Annotated in this window: 19 protein-coding genes; 5 read left to right on the top strand and 14 right to left on the bottom strand. The window is 65.1% G+C overall.

The annotated features are described in order from the left end of the window. Positions 1-8: 8 nt before the first annotated feature. The 4 genes from fliI to fliF are packed head-to-tail and all read right to left on the bottom strand — an operon-like array spanning position 9 to position 5,151. A complete protein-coding gene (gene fliI / locus C0Z18_RS03820; RefSeq protein ID WP_102644064.1) occupies positions 9-1,694 on the bottom strand; it encodes a flagellar protein export ATPase FliI in 1,686 nt (561 codons plus the stop codon). Further along, positions 1,688-2,356, bottom strand: coding sequence for a flagellar assembly protein FliH (gene fliH / locus C0Z18_RS03815; protein ID WP_102644063.1), 669 nt, complete (start codon positions 2,354-2,356; stop codon positions 1,688-1,690). The genes fliI and fliH overlap by 7 nt, the downstream gene beginning before the upstream one ends. Then, positions 2,349-3,344 (bottom strand): flagellar motor switch protein FliG, encoded by a 996-nt coding sequence (gene fliG / locus C0Z18_RS03810; protein WP_102644062.1) that lies wholly within the window; start codon positions 3,342-3,344, stop codon positions 2,349-2,351. Before fliG ends, fliH begins: the two co-directional genes overlap by 8 nt. After that, the gene (gene fliF, locus C0Z18_RS03805) at positions 3,334-5,151 is read right to left on the bottom strand and encodes a flagellar basal-body MS-ring/collar protein FliF (RefSeq protein WP_102644061.1); all 1,818 of its coding nucleotides are present in this window, start codon (positions 5,149-5,151) and stop codon (positions 3,334-3,336) included. Before fliF ends, fliG begins: the two co-directional genes overlap by 11 nt. 258 nt (positions 5,152-5,409) lie before the next feature. Here fliF and fliE point away from each other — a divergent pair, with 258 nt between their 5' ends. The 5 genes from fliE to C0Z18_RS03780 all read left to right on the top strand — a co-directional run bounded on the left by fliE (position 5,410) and on the right by C0Z18_RS03780 (position 8,736). Then, positions 5,410-5,751 (top strand): flagellar hook-basal body complex protein FliE, encoded by a 342-nt coding sequence (gene fliE / locus C0Z18_RS03800; RefSeq protein ID WP_102644060.1) that lies wholly within the window; start codon positions 5,410-5,412, stop codon positions 5,749-5,751. 190 nt (positions 5,752-5,941) lie between these two features. Next, positions 5,942-6,379 (top strand): flagellar export chaperone FliS, encoded by a 438-nt coding sequence (gene fliS / locus C0Z18_RS03795; protein ID WP_102644059.1) that lies wholly within the window; start codon positions 5,942-5,944, stop codon positions 6,377-6,379. Next, a complete protein-coding gene (locus C0Z18_RS03790) occupies positions 6,376-6,705 on the top strand; it encodes a flagellar protein FliT (protein ID WP_102644058.1) in 330 nt (109 codons plus the stop codon). The genes fliS and C0Z18_RS03790 overlap by 4 nt, the downstream gene beginning before the upstream one ends. 94 nt (positions 6,706-6,799) lie before the next feature. Beyond that, positions 6,800-8,365, top strand: a complete 1,566-nt coding sequence (gene fliK, locus C0Z18_RS03785; protein ID WP_102644057.1) for a flagellar hook-length control protein FliK — start codon at positions 6,800-6,802, stop codon at positions 8,363-8,365. Next, complete coding sequence (locus tag C0Z18_RS03780) at positions 8,362-8,736, top strand: EscU/YscU/HrcU family type III secretion system export apparatus switch protein (protein ID WP_102644306.1); 375 nt, start codon at positions 8,362-8,364, stop codon at positions 8,734-8,736. Before fliK ends, C0Z18_RS03780 begins: the two co-directional genes overlap by 4 nt. 70 nt (positions 8,737-8,806) lie before the next feature. On the opposite strand, the gene C0Z18_RS03775 is transcribed toward C0Z18_RS03780, so the two are convergent. The 10 genes from C0Z18_RS03775 to C0Z18_RS03735 all read right to left on the bottom strand — a co-directional run bounded on the left by C0Z18_RS03775 (position 8,807) and on the right by C0Z18_RS03735 (position 17,777). Beyond that, positions 8,807-9,487, bottom strand: coding sequence for an HD domain-containing protein (locus tag C0Z18_RS03775; RefSeq protein ID WP_102644056.1), 681 nt, complete (start codon positions 9,485-9,487; stop codon positions 8,807-8,809). Beyond that, a complete protein-coding gene (locus C0Z18_RS32590; RefSeq protein ID WP_158244191.1) occupies positions 9,471-9,725 on the bottom strand; it encodes a hypothetical protein in 255 nt (84 codons plus the stop codon). The genes C0Z18_RS03775 and C0Z18_RS32590 overlap by 17 nt, the downstream gene beginning before the upstream one ends. 144 nt (positions 9,726-9,869) lie before the next feature. Further along, complete coding sequence (locus tag C0Z18_RS03770) at positions 9,870-10,877, bottom strand: XdhC family protein (RefSeq protein WP_102644055.1); 1,008 nt, start codon at positions 10,875-10,877, stop codon at positions 9,870-9,872. Next, positions 10,850-11,422: a CoxG family protein gene (locus C0Z18_RS03765; RefSeq protein WP_102644054.1), complete on the bottom strand. Its 573-nt coding sequence runs from the start codon at positions 11,420-11,422 to the stop codon at positions 10,850-10,852. The genes C0Z18_RS03770 and C0Z18_RS03765 overlap by 28 nt, the downstream gene beginning before the upstream one ends. Positions 11,423-11,626: 204 nt before the next feature. After that, complete coding sequence (locus C0Z18_RS03760) at positions 11,627-13,027, bottom strand: amino acid permease (protein WP_102644053.1); 1,401 nt, start codon at positions 13,025-13,027, stop codon at positions 11,627-11,629. Between the two features lie 164 nt (positions 13,028-13,191). Beyond that, positions 13,192-13,848: a response regulator transcription factor RqpR gene (gene rqpR / locus C0Z18_RS03755; protein ID WP_102644052.1), complete on the bottom strand. Its 657-nt coding sequence runs from the start codon at positions 13,846-13,848 to the stop codon at positions 13,192-13,194. Positions 13,849-13,852: 4 nt separating this feature from the next. Beyond that, positions 13,853-14,860, bottom strand: coding sequence for a sensor histidine kinase (locus tag C0Z18_RS03750; RefSeq protein WP_269845267.1), 1,008 nt, complete (start codon positions 14,858-14,860; stop codon positions 13,853-13,855). 409 nt (positions 14,861-15,269) lie between these two features. After that, positions 15,270-16,040 carry a ferredoxin--NADP reductase gene (locus C0Z18_RS03745; RefSeq protein WP_102644051.1) on the bottom strand — a complete coding sequence of 257 codons (771 nt, stop codon included), beginning with the start codon at positions 16,038-16,040 and terminating at the stop codon, positions 15,270-15,272. Between the two features lie 244 nt (positions 16,041-16,284). Next, positions 16,285-16,929 carry a LysE family translocator gene (locus C0Z18_RS03740; protein WP_102644050.1) on the bottom strand — a complete coding sequence of 215 codons (645 nt, stop codon included), beginning with the start codon at positions 16,927-16,929 and terminating at the stop codon, positions 16,285-16,287. 47 nt (positions 16,930-16,976) lie between these two features. Continuing rightward, positions 16,977-17,777, bottom strand: coding sequence for an endonuclease/exonuclease/phosphatase family protein (locus tag C0Z18_RS03735; protein ID WP_102644049.1), 801 nt, complete (start codon positions 17,775-17,777; stop codon positions 16,977-16,979). Positions 17,778-17,797: the final 20 nt, after the last annotated feature.

The following is a 17,797-nucleotide window of genomic DNA, read 5'->3' as shown; positions in this document are numbered from 1 at the left end:
AGGACTCCTCATTGGAACAGCGCATCTAGCATATTGAGGCTTGAGTCGAACGGTGCACATTCGCGAAAGCCCTGCTGTAAAAATGCTTCCATGCGCGGATACAGCGCGATCGCCCGGTCGAGCAGCGCATCGCGTCCGCTCGAATAGGCGCCGACGTTGATTAAATCGCGATTGCGCTGATAACGCGAAAGCATCTGCTTGAACAGCCGTACGCGTTCCAGATGATTCTCGTCGATGAGCGCCGTCATCGCCCGGCTGATCGAGGCTTCGATGTCGATCGCCGGATAGTGGCCCGCCTCGGCAAGCGTACGCGACAGCACGATATGGCCGTCGAGAATCGCGCGCGCCGAGTCGGCGATAGGGTCTTGCTGATCGTCGCCTTCGGTCAGCACGGTATAAAAGGCCGTGATCGAACCGCCCCCTTCCGGGCCGTTGCCGGTTCGCTCCACGAGCGCCGGCAGCTTGGCGAACACGGAGGGCGGATAGCCTTTCGTGGCGGGCGGCTCGCCGATCGCGAGGGCGATTTCGCGCTGCGCCATCGCGTAGCGGGTGAGCGAATCCATCAAGAGCAGCACGTGCTTGCCTTGGTCGCGGAAATACTCCGCGAGCGAGGTGGCATAGGTGGCGCCTTGCATCCGCATGAGCGGGGAGACGTCGGCGGGCGCCGCCACGACGACGGAACGCGCGAGCCCTTCCTCGCCGAGGATCTGCTCGATGAATTCCTTTACTTCGCGGCCGCGTTCGCCGATGAGCCCGATCACGATCACCTCGGCGCTCGTGTAGCGCGCCATCGTGCCGAGCAACACCGATTTACCGACGCCCGAGCCGGCGAACAAGCCCATGCGCTGGCCGCGCCCGACGGTGAGCAGCGAGTTGATCGCACGCACGCCGACGTCGAGCACCTTGTGGATCGGCTCGCGTTGCAGCGGGTTGATCGAAGGGGCCGAGAGGGGGGCATCGGCGCCCGTATTGAGCGGTCCGAGGCCATCGAGCGGGCGGCCCGACGAATCGACGACGCGTCCGAGCATGCCCCAGCCGACCGGCAGGCGCTTGGCGCCCGCGAGCGGATCGGCGAGCGGGGCGCTTTCGCGCGGGTAGACGCGTGCGCCGGGCAGCAAGCCCGCGAATTCGGTCGTCGGCATCAGAAAGAGCCGGTCGCCCGCGAAACCCACCACTTCGGCTTCGGCCGTCGGCAGCGTGCTGCCGGGCGGCAGCTCGATCAGACACTCCGCGCCGACGGCCATGCGCATGCCCACCGCTTCGAGCACGAGCCCGGCGGCGCGCGTCAAGCGGCCGCAGGCGGACAGCGGACGCGCGATCGCGCTGCGTTCGCGCAACGTATCGAGGCGTGAGCGCCAAGCCATCAAGTGGCGGTTGTTCGCCAGCGCGGGGTCGGGCGTGAACGGCGCGGCCGGTGCACTGGCTCGCGATGCGCTCGCGCCCGATTGCGCCGCATGCGCGGCCGGCGTTTCTTCGCTCGCGGCCACTTTGGTAATGGCGTCGATCGCGTCGATGGCGGCCCACTCGCCGGCCGCATCGAAGCCGCGCGGGGCGCCTTCACCCGTACTCGAGTCGGCTTTTGCCTGCGCCTGCTGCATGGCCTCGGGACCGAACGAGGCGAGCGCCAATTCGACCTCGAGCGGCGAGAGCCCGCTTGCGCGCAGCGATTCGACGGTAGGGGCCGGGTTCACCATTGACTTATCTTCCCAAGCGCGGCCGCGACGCGTTGCCAGCGCGAGCCGATCGTGGCGTCGATCTCGCCGGTGGCGGCCTGCGCGCGGCATCCTCCGCGCTCCACCGCGACGTCGGTCCGTACGTTCCACCCGAGCGTTTCGAGCTCGTCCTTCAAATACGCTTCGACGATGGGCAAATCGGCCGGGTTGACGATCAGTTGCGGGGCGCCTGCCAGCGCCGGCTCGGCCGCGAGCACCTCGCGGGCGGCCGCGATGACGGCGGCCGGATCGTGCGCGACGTGCTGGCGCACCACCTGCTGGGCGATGTCGATCGCCAGCGCGACGAGCGATTCCGCCATTTCCGTTTGCGCGCCGTCGAGCGCGGCTTTAAAGGAATCGGCCAGGCCGGCGAGGCGCGCCGCCTCGGCGTGCGCTTCTTGCCGGCCCTTCTCCAGACCTTGAGCGTGGCCTTGGTCGAAACCGGCTTGGTAGCCGATCGCCTGACCGGCGACGTGCCCGGAGGCGAGCCCTTGCTGGTGAGCGACCGCGCGAATGCGCTGGATTTCCTGCGCGAGCTTGTTTTCGCGGACGGGATCGGGGGGCGGCGGCGGGTCGAACGAAGCCATCTCCCAGCGCTGGTACGCGGAGACGGGCTTCTTGTCCGAGCGGCCTGAATCAGACATATGCATCTTCCGCCTTTCCGCCGATTACGATCTGGCCGCTTTCGGCCAGGTTGCGCACGATCTGCAAGATACGACGCTGTTGCGTTTCCACTTCCGAGACCCGCACCGGACCGCGTGCGTCGAGGTCTTCGGCGAGCAGCTCGGCCGCACGTTGCGACATGTTCGAGAGGAACTTCTGACGCAGCGCGGGCGGTGCGCCCTTGAGCGAGATGATGAGCGCCTCCGACTCCACTTCCTTGAGCAGCAACTGAATCGCGCGGTCTTCGAGGTCGAGCAGGTTTTCGAACACGAACATCTGGTCGATGATCTTTTGCGCGAGATCGGCGTCGTACTGGCGCACGTTCTCGAGAATCGATTCCTCGTGCATGCTCGGCATGAAGTTCAGGATTTCGGCCGCCGTGCGGATACCGCCCATCGGGCTGCGCTTCAGGTTGTCGCTGCCCGAGAGCAAGCCCGTCAGCACGTCGTCCAGTTCGCGCAGCGCGGCCGGCTGAATGCCGTCGAGCGTCGCGATACGCAGCAGCACGTCGTTGCGCAGCCGCTCCGTGAAGCAAGCCGCGATTTCCGAGGCTTGATCGCGGTCCAAGTGCACGAGAATCGTCGCGATGATCTGCGGGTGCTCGTTCTTGATGAGCTCGGCCACGGCGGGCGAGTCCATCCACTTGAGGCCTTCGATACCGCTCGTGTCGCTGCCTTGCAAGATGCGGTCGATCAGCACGCCGGCCTTGTCTTCGCCGAGCGCCTTGGTGAGCACGGAGCGAATGTAGTCGTTCGAATCGAGCGACATCGCCGTGTGCTGCTCGGCTTCCTTGACGAAGTCTTGCAAGACGTGCTCGACTTGCTCGCGCGTCACGTTCTTGAGCGCGGCCATCGCGGCACCGATCTTTTGCACTTCGCGCGGTGCGAGAAACTTGAAAACTTCAGCGGCTTCTTCCTCGCCGATCGACATCAGCAGAAGCGCGCTCTTCGTGACCCCTTCAGCGCTCATCGGACACCCAATTCTTGACAACCGTCGCTACGATCTTCGGATCCTTGCGCGCGATGGTCCGCGCGTAATCGAGGTTCCGTTCGAACTTGTGCTTCTCGCTTTCGAACGCCAGGAGGTTTTGCTCCATGTCGTTGTCGAGTTCCATCGCCGTCGTGACCGGCGAAGGCGAGCCGCCGTCGAGCAGCACGGGCTCGCCGGGGCCGTCCAGCATGCTGCCAACGCCCGAGTTCTCGGCTGCTTGCGCTTCGGAGGGCGGCGGGAACGCACGGCGCATCGCGGGCTTGATGATCAACAGATACAAGACCAGTGCGACGAGACCGATGCCGAGCCACTTCGCCGCTTGGATCGCCAGCGAGATGATTTGCGGCTGCTTCCACCACGGCAGGTTCGCGAGCGGGTCCGCTTCGGTTTCAAACGTCGCGTTCACGATGTTGACCGAGTCGCCGCGCTTGGCGTCGTAGCCCATCGCGTCCTTCACGAGCTGCGTGACCTGCGCGAGCTTCTCGGGCGTGAGCGGCTGCATGCTCGCGTGGCCCTTGGCGTCGACGACGCGTTGGTAATTGATGACGACCGCGGCCGACAGACGCTTCACGCCGCCCTTGGCTTGTTCGACGTGGCTCACGTGCTTGTCGAGCTCGTAGTTCGTCGTGGCGTCCTTGCGTTCGCTGATCGGCGTCGTCGTCACGCCGGCGGTGGCTTGCGCGCCGCTCGCCACGGCCAGGGGTGCCGATGCCGGTTGCGGCGGCGTGTTCGACAGCGCGCCCGGCACGCCCGAGGCGCCGCTTTGCGTCATGTCGGTCGCTTGGCTCGTTTGCTGGCTGCGGATCGCCGCCTGCTGCGGGTTGCCGTTCGGGCCGTAGACTTCGGCCGTCTGTTCTTGCTGCGAGAAGTCGATGTCGGCGCTCACTTGCGCGTGGGCGTTGCCCGCGCCGAACAGCGGCGCCAAGATCGCGTCGATCCGTTGCTGCGTGTTGTGCTCGACTTGCTGAACGTATTTCAGTTGCGAGGCGTCCAGACCGGCGAGGGAGGCGCTTTGCGTGAGCAGCGTGCCGTCCTGGTCGACGATCGTGACGTTCTTGACCGGCAGATCGGAGACGCTCGACGCCACCATATGGGTGATCGCCGAAACTTGCCCTTCGTCGAGCACACGGCCCGGGTAGAGATTGACGAGCACCGATGCCGTCGGCGCCTCGCGGTCGCGCACGAACACGGTGGGCTTCGGAATCGCCAGATGCACGCGCGCTTGGCGCACGACCGAGATCGACTGAATCGTGCGTTCGAGTTCACCTTCCAACGCGCGCTGATAGTTCACTTGCTCCGCGAACTGGCTAATCCCGAACTTCTCGTTGTCCATCAACTCCATGCCGACCGAACCGCTCTTGGGCAGGCCTTGCGAGGCGAGCTTCAGGCGCACGTCGTTGACTTGATCGGACGGCACCAGGATGGCGGTACCGCCTTCCGACAATTTATAGGGCACGTTCGCTTGCTGCAGTGCGGCAATGATGGTGCCGCCGTCTTGATCGGACAGACCGCTATATAGCACGTGGTAATCGGGTGTGCGGCTCCAGAGCACGAGCGCGGTCACGATGGCCACGACCACCGCCACGGCAACGATCAGCGGCGCGCGCGGGTTGCCGCGCATCTGCGAGAGCGACGAAAGCCGCTGGGCGAAACCGCCGAATTCGGCGCCGCCTGCCGCGCCCACGCCTGCGCCTTGCAGCGCGCCGGCCGCGGCTGCGCCGGGCTGTGCACTGGCGAGGCCCATGCGGGCATCGGGGTTGATCAAAGAGTTAGCCTGCGAATCCATGCGTCGGGTTTCTCCGGAATGCGGGGGTGTCCGGCCGGCGAGTCCGATGGGCGGGAAGCCGCGTCAGGACGGGCGGGACACTTTCACGATGGGGATTATCCATACGGCTAGGCAACTGAATCAGTCGAATAGAAGCGGGTTTTCCCCCTAGTTTCACGGGTTTGCTAAAAGGGCCGCTGCTATGCTCACTCTCCGTGATGGGTCAGTGCGCCGCGCATTCGTCAGGCGCCGGTGTTTGGCCCTTTTTTTGGAGAAACCATGACCGTTCCAGTCAATCCGCTCACCTCGGCGCTGCAGCAGATGCAGTCCATGGCGGCCGAAGCCGCCGGCGAATCGAAGGCCGCGACGCTCGGCCAGACGTCGGGCGCGGCGACGGCGGGCAGCTTCGCCACCGCGCTCAAGAGCTCGCTCGATAAGATCAGCGACGATCAGAACAAGGCGGACGGGGAATCGAAGGCGTTCGAACTCGGTTCGCCGAACGTGTCGCTGAGCGACGTGATGGTCGATATGCAAAAGGCGAACATCGGTCTGCAGTTCGGCTTGCAAGTCCGGAACAAGCTCGTGGCCGCCTATAACGACATCATGCAGATGTCGATTTGAGGCTGGGCTTGGCGTCGCGTAATTCGTGCGCCCGGGTGGCTAAAGCTTTGCCCGAGGCGATCCGATAACCGCGATAAGACCTGCGCGTTCGTACGACGGCGCGCTCGGTACCGACGGGGGCGGATTCGCTCGAGCGCCCGTCGTGCCGATTGAAGTTTCGCTAATTCACGACCAACAAGGAGAAGCGCCGATGTTTTCCCAAGGACACGCTGGAGCGGGTGCATACGCGCGCGTCGGCGTCGAGACAGGGGTGATGGGCGCAAATCCGCATCGATTGATCCTCATGCTGTACCAAGGCGCGCGCAAGGCTATCGCTCAGGCGCGCATGCATTTGCAGCAAGGCAACATCGGCCCGCGCGGCGAGGCGATCAGCAAGGCCATCGGGATCATCGGCAGCGGCTTGCAGGCATCGCTGAACAAGGAAGTCGGCGGCGAGATCGCCTTGCGGCTCGACGCCCTCTACAGTTACATGATGCGCAGATTGCTCGAGGCGAATATCGCTCAGAGCGAAGCGATGCTGATCGAAGTGGACGGTCTGCTCGCGACGCTCGAGGAAGCGTGGATCGGCATTGGCGTCGAAGCGGCGCGGATGATGGCGCAGCAGGGGCAGGCGGACACGCAGCGATGAATTCCAAAGCAGACTATTTTGCCCGCTACGAGGCGATTGCCGCTGTCTCGTCGCGGATGCTCTCGGCGGCACGCGATGCACTCTGGAACGAATTGACGGAGTTGCAGGATGAATATCGCGTGCTCGTCGATGCGCTATGCGAGGTGGACGCCGGGTTGCCGCTCGACGAACACGAAAGATCGCGTAAGTACGACCTCATTCGCCAGATTTTGGCTGACGATGCTGCGATTCGCGATTTGGTGAATCCGAGCGTCGCCCGTTTGTCCGCTTTTTTTTCGGCACGGCGCCCGGCGCACGTACTCAAGGAACTGTTCGGCGCGCGTTGAGCGCCTGCGGTTGACCCAACGATTTTTCCCGGCCTGCGGCGCACCGCCCGCGCGAAAGAGGGTAGGCGCCTGAACGAGGGCGCAAGGACGCGGCATGACAGGAATCGACTCAGCTCTCGCCTCGATGCTCGTCGGCCGCATCGAAAGCGTGCTCGACAGCGTCGGCGCCGGTGGGCGCACGAGCCCGACTCAATCGGGTGCCACGGGGCTGACCGTCGATGTGCCGGCGCCGCCCGATGCGGCCGCGGCGCTGGCCGATACCCCGCCTCCGGCCTCCGCACAGGCCGTCTTGTCCGAAGTTGCCTTGACGCTCGACGCCATTTCGCGCTTCGGCGGCGAGGCCACGCCCGCGGTCATCGGCGATGCCCCGATTTGGCCCTCGCCTCCCTCGATCGATACGCCTGCCGGCGGAGGTTTGTTCGCCGGAGGTGCGAGCGATGCGGCCGCGACAGCCGGTGCGGGCACGACGGCGGCAAACGCGGCCGCGGCCGGTGCGACCGGTGCCGCGCAGGCGGATTCGACGGCCGCCTCGGCCGCCTCGGCCGGTATTGGCGCGGCGGCGACGGCAATGCCGGTGCAGGCGCTGGCGGATGCGCTCGAACAGACCGTTAACGGGTCGGGCATCTTCTACGAATCTCACCTTGCGCAGTGGCTAACCGGCGGCTATTCGGCCGAGGCGCTCGCGAACGAACCCCAAACACGGCTCGCCGCCGAAGCCATCCAACTGCCGCTCGATTGGAGCAATCCGGGATCCGGCGATGGAGCGGCGGGCGCGCCCAACTGGGCGGGAGCCGACGCGTCGGTCCCCGCGGGCGGCGGCTGGCTGCCGCACGAGTTGCCGCCGCAGTTCTCGCTGCCTACATTCGGCGCCGCCGCGCACGCGGGCACGTCTTCCTATCCCGGCGCGGGCGCCGACGGCGCCTCGTGGCACGGCGCGCAGACGACGCTGCTCGAGGAAGCCGCCTTCGGTCGTTCGGGCGCCGCTCACGGGGCGAACCTTCCGCCGGATGTGCGCGCGTCGATCGCCGCCTCGATTCATCCCGCCACCATTCCGCTCGTGCGTCAGCAACTGGACGTCCTGGCCACCCAGCAATTTCGCTGGACCGGGGAGGTCTGGCCGGGTGCCAAGCTCGATTGGACGATCGAGCCGGAACGCGAACGGCGCGCGCCGTCGGGCGAGAGCGACGGTGCCGAGCAGACTTGGCGTACGCGGGTGACGCTGGCCTTGCCGACCTTGGGTACCGTCGATGCGGACCTTGTTCTGAACGGCACCCAACTGATCGTGCGTGTGCAAGCGAGTCCTGGCGGCGCCGCCAAGCTTGCCGCGGGCGGCGCATCGTTCGGACGCCGGTTGGAGGCCGCGGGAATCGAATTGGCGGGACTGCAAATCCGCGAGATCGGCGGAACGGCGCCCGCGGCGCCGGGCGGCGGCGCATCGGCGGCCACATCGGCCTATGCTCGCGCGGCGGCCGAGGCCGAGGCGCCCAAGGACGTCTCCGACGTCTCGGACGTGGAAGTGCGCGAGGGCGGATTGGATGCCGGCGCGGTGTCGGGCGGCGAGGCTGGATCTCAGTCCAGGCGTGGGCCGGCGGCCGGCGGCCCCGTGCCGTCACCGATCGATCGCCTGTTCGACGATCCGTTCGAATGGAGCGGATCATGAGCCGGCGCGAACGTCGCACGAGCGCGGCGGCGCTGGCCTACGACGCGAAGGGCGGCGATAAGGCGCCGCGCGTCGTGGCGAAGGGCTATGGGCTCGTGGCGGAAATGATCATCCAGCGCGCGCAGGAAGCCGGGCTTTACGTGCATCGCGCGCCGGAGATGGTGTCGCTTCTGATGCAGGTCGATCTCGACTCGCGGATTCCGCCCGAGCTTTACAAGGCGGTGGCCGAGTTGCTGGCTTGGCTGTACAGGCTCGAGAGCGGGGTGGCGGATGAGGAGGCGGCAGCAGCTGGCGAGCCAGCGGCGCCGTCAACGAGCGCGGCAGACGCTCCACCGCCAAACAGTTCGAGCTATCCGCGGTTACCGGGCTGAGGCGATCACGCGAACTCTTGCACCGGTCTTCATTTTCGAGTTCGCGGATGCCTCCGTAGCGCGTCGCGTGTCAGTTTTCATCCGGTATGCCGAACTCCATCCCCGTTTCATCGCTCAACTGCCGGAGAAATTCGAGCATCAAAGCATGTCTCGTCTCGGCGATTCGGCGCCCGGCCGGTGTATTCATCCGAGCGGTTAAAAGCAACAACTTCTCGTAGAAATGGTTGACCGTCGTGCCATTCTTTCTCTTGTATTGTGCGAATGACGAGTGAAGTGCGGGCTTGATGTCGGCACTCAGCATCTTCTGTTTCATAGCGCCGCCGAATGCGAAGGCCCGTGCGATGCCGATTGCGCCGATCGCATCGAGACGGTCTGCGTCCTGCACACATTGAGCCTCGATTGACAGCGGTGGGCCTGCGGGTGACAAGGCTCCTCGAAAAGGGATGTCGAGGATGATCTGCGCTACCTTATCAGCTATCGACGGGGACCTCGTGGCGCCCTCAATCCAACATCGGGCTTTTTCCGGTCCGTCCGTCTCGCTCCCTCCGTTCAGTTTGTAATCGGAAATGTCGTGGAACAGTGCCGCAAGTTCCACTATCGTCGCGTTAGCACCGCACTCGGCTGCAATTTGTTTTGCGAGCTTCCACACGCGCTCCACGTGTAGGTAGTCGTGGCCGGTGTAATCCTCGGGCATCTGCGCTCGAACATAACTCCGTGCGGCTCCAATGATTTCGTCATGCGTGTTCAACATAGCGTCCGCTCCGATTATCCACAAATTCAGAGAGCCACAGTTCGGCGGCGAGCCGTTTTACCTCTGTTCGATTTTCATGGATGCCGACGCAAGCGGCTTTACGTAGGCCGATCAGTTCTCCGATGCTCAAGATGATTTCCGCGTGGACAATTGAAATAACTGGGCCAACGATTGATCCGTCGGAGAAATTGACCGGAGTTCCATAAGCGATCGAGGCGGCCCGCTGCAATCCGGCCAATAGCTGACTGGCGACTTCGGATCTGCGCGGTCCACGGCTTGGGCGGTGCAACGGCAGATCCGATGGTAAGGTCCGGGTCGCGACCCGGACCTATTCGGACTGAAAATAGGACCGAATGACAGGGTTATCGACGCTGTCCCCGAATTAAACCCCGCAAACGGCGCGCTCCCGCGCGGCCTTCGCCGCTTCCACGCGCAGCATCGTCGGCAGCGACACGCCGTTTTTCGCGGCCGTCACCTCGGCCAAGATCGAAATCGCGATTTCCGGCGGCGTCCGGCTGCCGATATAGATGCCAACCGGCCCATGCAGCCGCGCCAGCTCGGCTTCGCTCAGATCGAACTCGCGCAGCCGCTCGCGCCGCGCCGCGTTGTTGCGCCGGGAGCCGAGCGCACCGACGTAAAACGCGGGCGTCTTGAGCGCCTCCATCAGCGCGAGGTCGTCGAGCTTCGGATCGTGCGTGACGGCGACCACGGCCGAACGCGGATCGAGCTTCATCTCCAAGACGGCATCGTCGGGCATCGAGCGCACGATGCCGGTGCCCGGCACGTTCCACTCGTCGGTGTATTCCTCGCGCGGATCGCAAACCGTCACCCGATAATCGAGCCCCACGGCCATCGACGCCAAGTAGTGCGACAACTGCCCCGCGCCGATGATCAGCATGCGATAGCGCGGGCCATGCACCGTCACGAGCGTCTCGCCGTCGAATCGCACGCCGTCGGTCGCGGCCGCGGGGGCGAGCGACGCGCGCCCCGTGGCCATCTCGAGCGTACGGGCGATCAACGCGCCATTGGCGAGGCCATCGCATAGCGCATCGATGCCGCTCGCCCGTCCGAGCGGTTCGAGGACGAGTTCCAGCGTGCCGCCGCACGGTAGGCCGAAGCGATGAGCCTCTTCGGCCGCCACGCCGTAACGCGCCACGCTCGGCCGCGCCATATCGATCTCGCCGCGCTTTAAGCGGTCGATCAGATCGTCCTCGATGCACCCGCCCGACACCGAGCCGACGACGAGACCATCCCCCCGGATCGCGAGCATCGCGCCCTCGGGGCGCGGCGACGAGCCCCAAGTGCGAACGACGGTAGCGATCAGCACGCGCTGGCCTTCGGCCAGCCAACGTGCGCTCGTATTCAGGACCTCGAGGTCCATGCTTTCCACGACTTGCCTCCCTTGCCGGCCGGTGCCGACTCGAATACGGCCGCATGCTGCCCCGATGGTCCGGCCGGTTGCGGGGCATCGCTCGGCAACGGCTTATCGAAAGCGTTCAAACGGGCCGTAAAACGCTTGAAGAATTCGTCGGCGACTTGGCGCACGACGGAATCGGCGGGACTCGTCCCGTCGGCATGCAGTGTTTGCGCATACGCCGTATAGAGTAACGTGCTCGACGCATCGCCGTCGGCTTCGAGCCGCAGCCTTGCTCCGTGCGGTCCGCCGCCGTTACCCGCGCCCGCGCCCGGCGAATCGAGTTCGAACAAAAGCGTGCGCGCGCCCGGCGAATCCACCTCGGTGAGCCGAACCCGGCCCTTGAATCGGGTACCGACCCCATCCGCCCCCAGATTGACGGCCAAGGTAAAGCCGTTTTCCCCGTCGGCCTGAATGTCTTCACAGCCGGGAATCGATTCGCGCAAGATAGCCGCGTCGGTCAGCGCCTCCCAGGCCCGTTGCGGCGGCACAGGCAGCGTATAGCTTTCCGTCAATTCCATTGCGTTGCTCCTCCTTCGTAGGGAAGCCGGCGCCCGCGAACGGAGCGTCGGACGTTGTCAGCGGAACTCAATCATTATGGACCTCGCAGCGCGAGCAAGTTCGCCCGGCCACACGGGCGTGAAGCCAGCAAGCCGTGTGCAAAGAAAAACGGCATCGCGGCTGGCGCCGGCGATGCCGTTCCGAGAGGGGGCGGGGCTGCGAACTTAGTGCTTGTCGCGGGCCAGCAGCGAATGCTTGCGCGAGTAGCCGAAGTAGACGACCAAACCGATCGCGAGCCACACGGCGAAGGCGACCCAGGTGATCCACTGCAAGTTCACCATCAAGAACACGCAGGCGGCGACGGCGAGCAGCGGCACGACGGGCACGCCGGGGCAGCGGAACGAGCGCGGCAGGTGCGGATGCGTGCGGCGCAGGACGAGCACGGCGATCGATACCATCGAGAAGGCGGCCAGCGTGCCGATGTTGATCAGCTCGGCGAGCACGTTCAGCGGCACCAATGCGCCGATGAGGCCGAAGAAGATGCCGACGAGCCAGGTCGTCGTCATTGGCGTGGCGAACCGCGGATGCACGCGCGAGAGCACTTGAGGCAGCAGGCCGTCGCGCGACATCGCGAAGATGATCCGCGTCTGGCCGTAGCTCATGACGAGAATGACGGTGAGCATGCCGAGCACGGCGCCCAAATCGATGAAGCCGGCCACCCAGTTTTCCCCGGCGACTTGCAGCGCGTACGAGACGGGGTGGGCGATGTTATCGGCGAAGCGCGGAGCCGGAACGATGCCCGTCACGACGGCGGCGACCGCAACGTACAGCACGGCGCAAATCGCGAGCGACGCGATGATGCCGATCGGCAGGTCGCGTTTCGGGTTTTTGACTTCCTCGGCCGCCGAAGACACGGAATCGAAGCCGATGAACGCGAAGAACATGACGGCGGCGGCGCCGAACACGCCGTGCCAGCCGTGCGGCATGAACGGATGCCAGTTCGCCGGCTGCACGTGGAACACGCCCACCGCGATGACGGCGAGCACGACCAGCACCTTGATGCCGACCATGATGTTGTTTACGCGCGTGGATTCGCGCACGCCGACGGACAGCAGCGTCGTGATGACCATCATGACGAGGAACGCGGGCAAGTTGAAAAACGTGGTCACGCCGGCCACGGCGCCGGGCGCCGCGCTAAGCGCGACCGGCAGCTTCAGGCCGAAGCCGGCCACGAGCGACTGCAGGTAGCCGGACCAGCCGACCGAGACGGCCGACGTGGCCAGCCCGTACTCGAGCATCAAGTCCCAGCCGATGATCCAAGCCGCGAGTTCGCCGAGCGTGGCATACGAGTAGGTGTAGATGGAGCCGGCGACCGGGATCGTCGAGGAGAATTCCGCGTAGGCCAGACCAGCCAATGCACATGCCACGGCGGCAATCAGAAAGGCAATCATCAGGGCCGGGCCGGCTTGCACGGCGCCCGTGCCCGTCAGCACGAAAATGCCGGTGCCGATGATCGCGCCGATACCGAGGAACGTGAGGTCTAGCGCGCCGAGCGCTTTTTTCAAGCCGGTGCGCTCGGCACCGGCAATCATCTGCTCGACGTTTTTCTTGCGGAAGAGGGACATAAAGCGAGGGTCTCCAGGTGGTTGCACCCAATGGTGCAACTCTGTGTGGAAAAACCCTAGATTCTAGCCGATCCGGCCATCGCGGCCGGGTGCAACCGGAGAAATCGGAGAAGTCTGAGGAACGGCTGCTAATGCCCTATTAATGCCTTATTAACACCTGCTTCTTAGCCGGTCATGGCCGGATTCAGGTCGACGAGCCGGTTGCTCATGACGTAGAACGTCAGTTCGGCGTTGTTGTTCAGCTTCATCTTCTCGAGCAACCGCGCGCGATAGACGCTCACCGTCTTCACCGAAAGCGAGAGCGCATGGGCGATGTCGGTCAGCCGCTTGCCCGAGGCGAGCATGCACAGCGTTTGGTACTCGCGGTCGGAGAGCTTTTCGTGGGGCAACTGGTCGCTATCGAACGAGACGTAATCGGCCAGCGCCTCGGCGAGCGCGGGGCTCACGTATTTGCGCCCCGCCGCGACTTGGCGGATGGCCTCGATCATTTGCGCGGCCGTGACGGTCTTCGACAGATAGCCGGAAGCGCCCGCCTTCAGCGAGCGCACGGCGTACTGGTCTTCCGGATACATCGAAAACATCATGACCGGCGTGCGGGGCTGCCGGCGTTTGAGCCGTTTGAGCACCTCGACGCCGTTCATGTCGGGCAGCGAGATATCGAGTAAGACGATGTCGAACGGATCGCTTTCCAGACTGGCCAGTGCCTGAGCGCCGCTGTCCGCTTCAACGACCTCGCGTGCGACGGCATGATTGAGCAGAAGCTGACGGATGCCCTGACGGACGATGGCATGGTCGTCGACCAGCATGATTTTGAGCGTCATCGCTTTACCTCGCGCGCCTGACGCGGTTCGGGGCCCGGCCGGTCAAGGCGTCGCGGCCGTGCACCATCGCGGCCCACAGGAAGTGGGCGCGCACGGTCGTGCCCGAGCGCGAGGCCGGTGCGCCGTCGTCGCCCGCGGCCGCCGGCCACGGCGTATGCCACGGAGGCGACGATTCGTCGCGCAGGCGGGAGGCGATGCGCAGCGCGCCGCCGAACCCTTCGCACCGGGCGCGCATACCGGGCAGGCCGAAGCCGCGCGCGTTGATCGAATCGGGCGCGCCGGCGCGGCGGGCTCGGGGCGGCATGCCGCGCCCGTCGTCTTCGACGATGAGCACGAGGCGCTTTGCGTCGGTCTGGATGCGTACGTCGGCGCAGCGCGCGTCGGCGTGCTTGGCCACGTTGTTCAGCGCTTCTTGGGCCACCCGCATCACCGCGAGCGCGGCATCGTCGGGCAATTGCGTGAGGCGCACGTCGGCGGCGCACACGAAGCTCGTCGCCAAGCCCGTTCGCTCGGAAAATGCGCGCGTCCACTCGCCGAGCGCGGCAACGATGCCGCCTTCCACTTTCGGCTCATGCAGCTCTTGGATCAGGCGGCGGCCCGCTTCGCAGGCGGCGTCCAGCGATTGCTGCGCCAAAGCCAGCGCGCTCGCGGCGGCGGCGGTGTCCGCGCCTTGCTTGAGCGCGTGTTCGACGTTGGCCAGCGCAAAACGCGCCGCCGTCAGCTCCGCGCCGAGGCCGTCGTGCAGTTCCCGCGCCACGTGCAACCGCAGTTCCTCGCGCGCTTCGACCATGTCGGCCGTGTGCTCGCGCATGTTGCGCTCGGCACCGGTGCTTTTGCGTTCCGCCGAAAAACCGCCGGGCGCGGGCTGGGCGACGTGCAGGCGTTCGCCGCGTTGGCGCGGACGCTCAGCCTCGCGTGCGGCCGCCGATATCGCACCGGTGACGAGGGGCACGACCGTCGAGACGTCCGAGGGTGAATGTTGCCGGGCGGAATTGGCCAGACGTTGACTCATCGCGAAGACACAACCTCAAATTTTGACCATCGCGGCGCCGGAAAAGATGACGTGCCGCGTAATGCAATTTACATCTGGTAACACATCATTGGCGGAATCGAACCGTTTCCATTCGACCCTTCTTCGCGGCGGATAATATCTCAAAACTGGCGAAAATTCCCGCAGAGCGCGCCTTACAACGGTTCGACAAGCCCGGATTGACAGCCTTGGCGTTTTTGGATGTAGGAAAAATTCCTACGAGGAAATGCGCGTGATCGGCGGGTAAATGTAACAGCATGCCGTGACAATCCGCCACGCGAGAATAAAAAAACCGGAGCGCGCATGGCTCCGGTCATTGGGGCGGGCTCGCCGTGGCGCGCGCCCGCAAGGGCAGGGCCGGGCCGCCTGGCGGCGCTCGGCCCGCGGGGGTTCAGCCGACGAACGCCTTTTCGACGACGTAATGTCCCGGCTCGTTGTTGCTGCCTTCCTTGAAGCCGAGGCCGTCGAGCAGCTCACGCGTGTCGCGCAGCATGTGCGGGCTGCCGCAGAGCATGACGCGGTCGTTCTCGAGCGAGAACGGCGGAACGTTCAGATCCTCGAACAGCTTCTTCGTGTCGATGAGTTCGGTGATCCGGCCGCGGTTGTGGAACGTCTCACGCGTGACCGTCGGGTAGTACACGAGCTTTTCGCGCACGAGCTCGCCGATGTCCTCATGAGCGGGCAGATGGTCCGTGATGTATTCCTTGTACGCGAGTTCGTCGACGAAACGGCACGTGTGCGTGAGCACGACCTTCTCATAGCGGTCGTACACGCCAGGATCTTTGATGATCGACATGAACGGCGCGAGGCCCGTACCCGTCGAGAGCAGCCATAGCGTCTTGCCCGGCAGCAGGTTGTCGGCCATCAGCGTGCCCGTGGGCTTCTTGCCGATCAGCACTTGGTCGCCGACCTTCAAATGTTGCAGGCGCGAAGTGAGCGGGCCGTCCTGCACCTTGATGCTCAGGAATTCGAGATTTTCCTCGTAGTTCGCGCTCGCCATGCTGTAGGCGCGAATCAGCGGCTTGCCGTCCACTTCCAGCCCGACCATCGTGAATTGCCCGTTTTCAAAGCGAAACGACGCGTCGCGGGTGCAGGTGAAGCTGAACAGCGTATCGGTCCAGTGGTGGACGGAGAGGACGGTTTGCGGGTTCAGGTTGCTCATGGCTACGTCAAAGTGCGAAGGGGTGGCACCAAAGCGCTCGGCACACGAACGCTCCGGCCGGCGGGGGCCGGGCTAGGGCGAAGGGCTGTCGCGGGATGCGTCTCACGACGCTCGAAACCGGGCATTTTACCGCGCTTGGGACGGGCCGGTGTTTTGTAGGGTTTTTGTCCCGCTATCCGCGCTCAATCGACGCACCCATCGACGCACCTATCGGCGCATTCATTGGCGCATTCCTCGACGAGGCTCAGCGTTCGGCCACGAGCTTTGCGCCGAGCCCGACGAGCGCCGCGCCGCAAAACGCGTCGATGGGACGGCGCAGCTTGCGGTAGCCGCGCTGAGTGCGCTCGGTGGCGAACATGAACGCCATGCCGCAGTACCAGCTTGCCGAGAGCGAGCCGATCGTCGCGAAAACGGCGCCGTAGAACCATATTGGCGGGTGCTTGGGGAACATCGCCGCGAACACGCTCGTCCAGAATGCGCACGATTTCGGATTCGTCACGCATGTCACGAATCCCGAGCGATAGGCGCGCAGCCACGCGGCCGCATCGTGCGCAACGGGCTCGATCCCGTGCCCCGGCGCGTGCGGCACGAGGCTGCGGCGGGTACTCGAGCGCAGGAGCTTGATGCCGAAATAGATCAGATACAGCGCCCCGGCCACACGCACGCCGGTGTAGAGCCATTCCAAGCGTTGCAGCACGGCGGCCAAGCCGAGCATCGCGAGCGTGACCCATAGCATGGAGGCCGTGCAGACGCCGAGCGCGGAAGCGGCGCCCAGCGCGCGTCTGCCCGCGAGCGATAGCTGCGTGACCATGAAGAAATTCGGCCCGGGGCTGGCTGCCGCGACGAGGTAAATCACGGCGATTTGCGCGAGGATAGGCAGGTAGTGCATCACTTTGGCACGCGGCGAAAAGACCTAATCTAACGCAACTTCGCCGCCTAGTCTTTCAATTCGAGCCGAGCGATGTAGGGCAAGTGGTCGGAAAGCCACGCCGTTTCCTGCGTGGGCTGCACGCAAGCGATCGGGTGCATGCCGCGCACGAACATCTTATCGAGCGCGAGCGCCGGGGAAAACGCCGGGAACGTGCGCACGGGCTGTCCGAGCAGCGTTGCCACTTCCACGAGCCCGTGTTCGCCGAAGATCGACACCGAGTCGTTGCGCCAATCGTTGAAGTCGCCGGCGAGCACGAGCGGCCCGTCCGGCGCCTCGCGCGCGATCCAGTGCGCGATCCAATTCATCTGACGCACGCGAGCCGAGCGCGTGAGCGCCAGGTGCGCGCACAGCAACGTGACGGAGCGCCCCGCGAAGGCCGCGCGCGCCACGAGCAGCCCGCGCCGCTCGAACCGGTGCGCGGAGATATCCCAGCGTCCGCCCAGATCGAGCGGGTGTGGCGAAAGGATCGCGTTGCCATGCCGCCAGGAGGGCTTGAAGACATTGGGACCGAGCGCGATTTCGAGGTCGAGCGCATGAGCGATTTCCGTTGCCTGGCATTCCCAGACATCGGCGAGCGGCTCATGCACCGGCGCCCCGAAGCTCGTCGCGAGCACCGGGCCCGGCATGCGGCGAGCCATGGCTTCTTGCAGGAAGTAGACGTCCGCATGGGTCGATTCGACCCAGCGCTGCATCGCTTTCCATGCGGTGAAGCCGAGCGGCGTACGGCCCTTGTGCAAATTCCAGCTCACCGCGATGAACTCTTTCTTATGCGTGGTGGCCGCCGTCAATTCTTCGGGGTTTCGCATGCAGCGTCGTTTCCGCTTCG

Source organism: Trinickia dabaoshanensis, assembly GCF_002879885.1.
GTDB classification, from domain to species: domain Bacteria; phylum Pseudomonadota; class Gammaproteobacteria; order Burkholderiales; family Burkholderiaceae; genus Trinickia; species Trinickia dabaoshanensis.
Note: the sequence above shows the minus strand (reverse complement) of the source record. Positions and strands in the feature narration are given on the sequence as shown.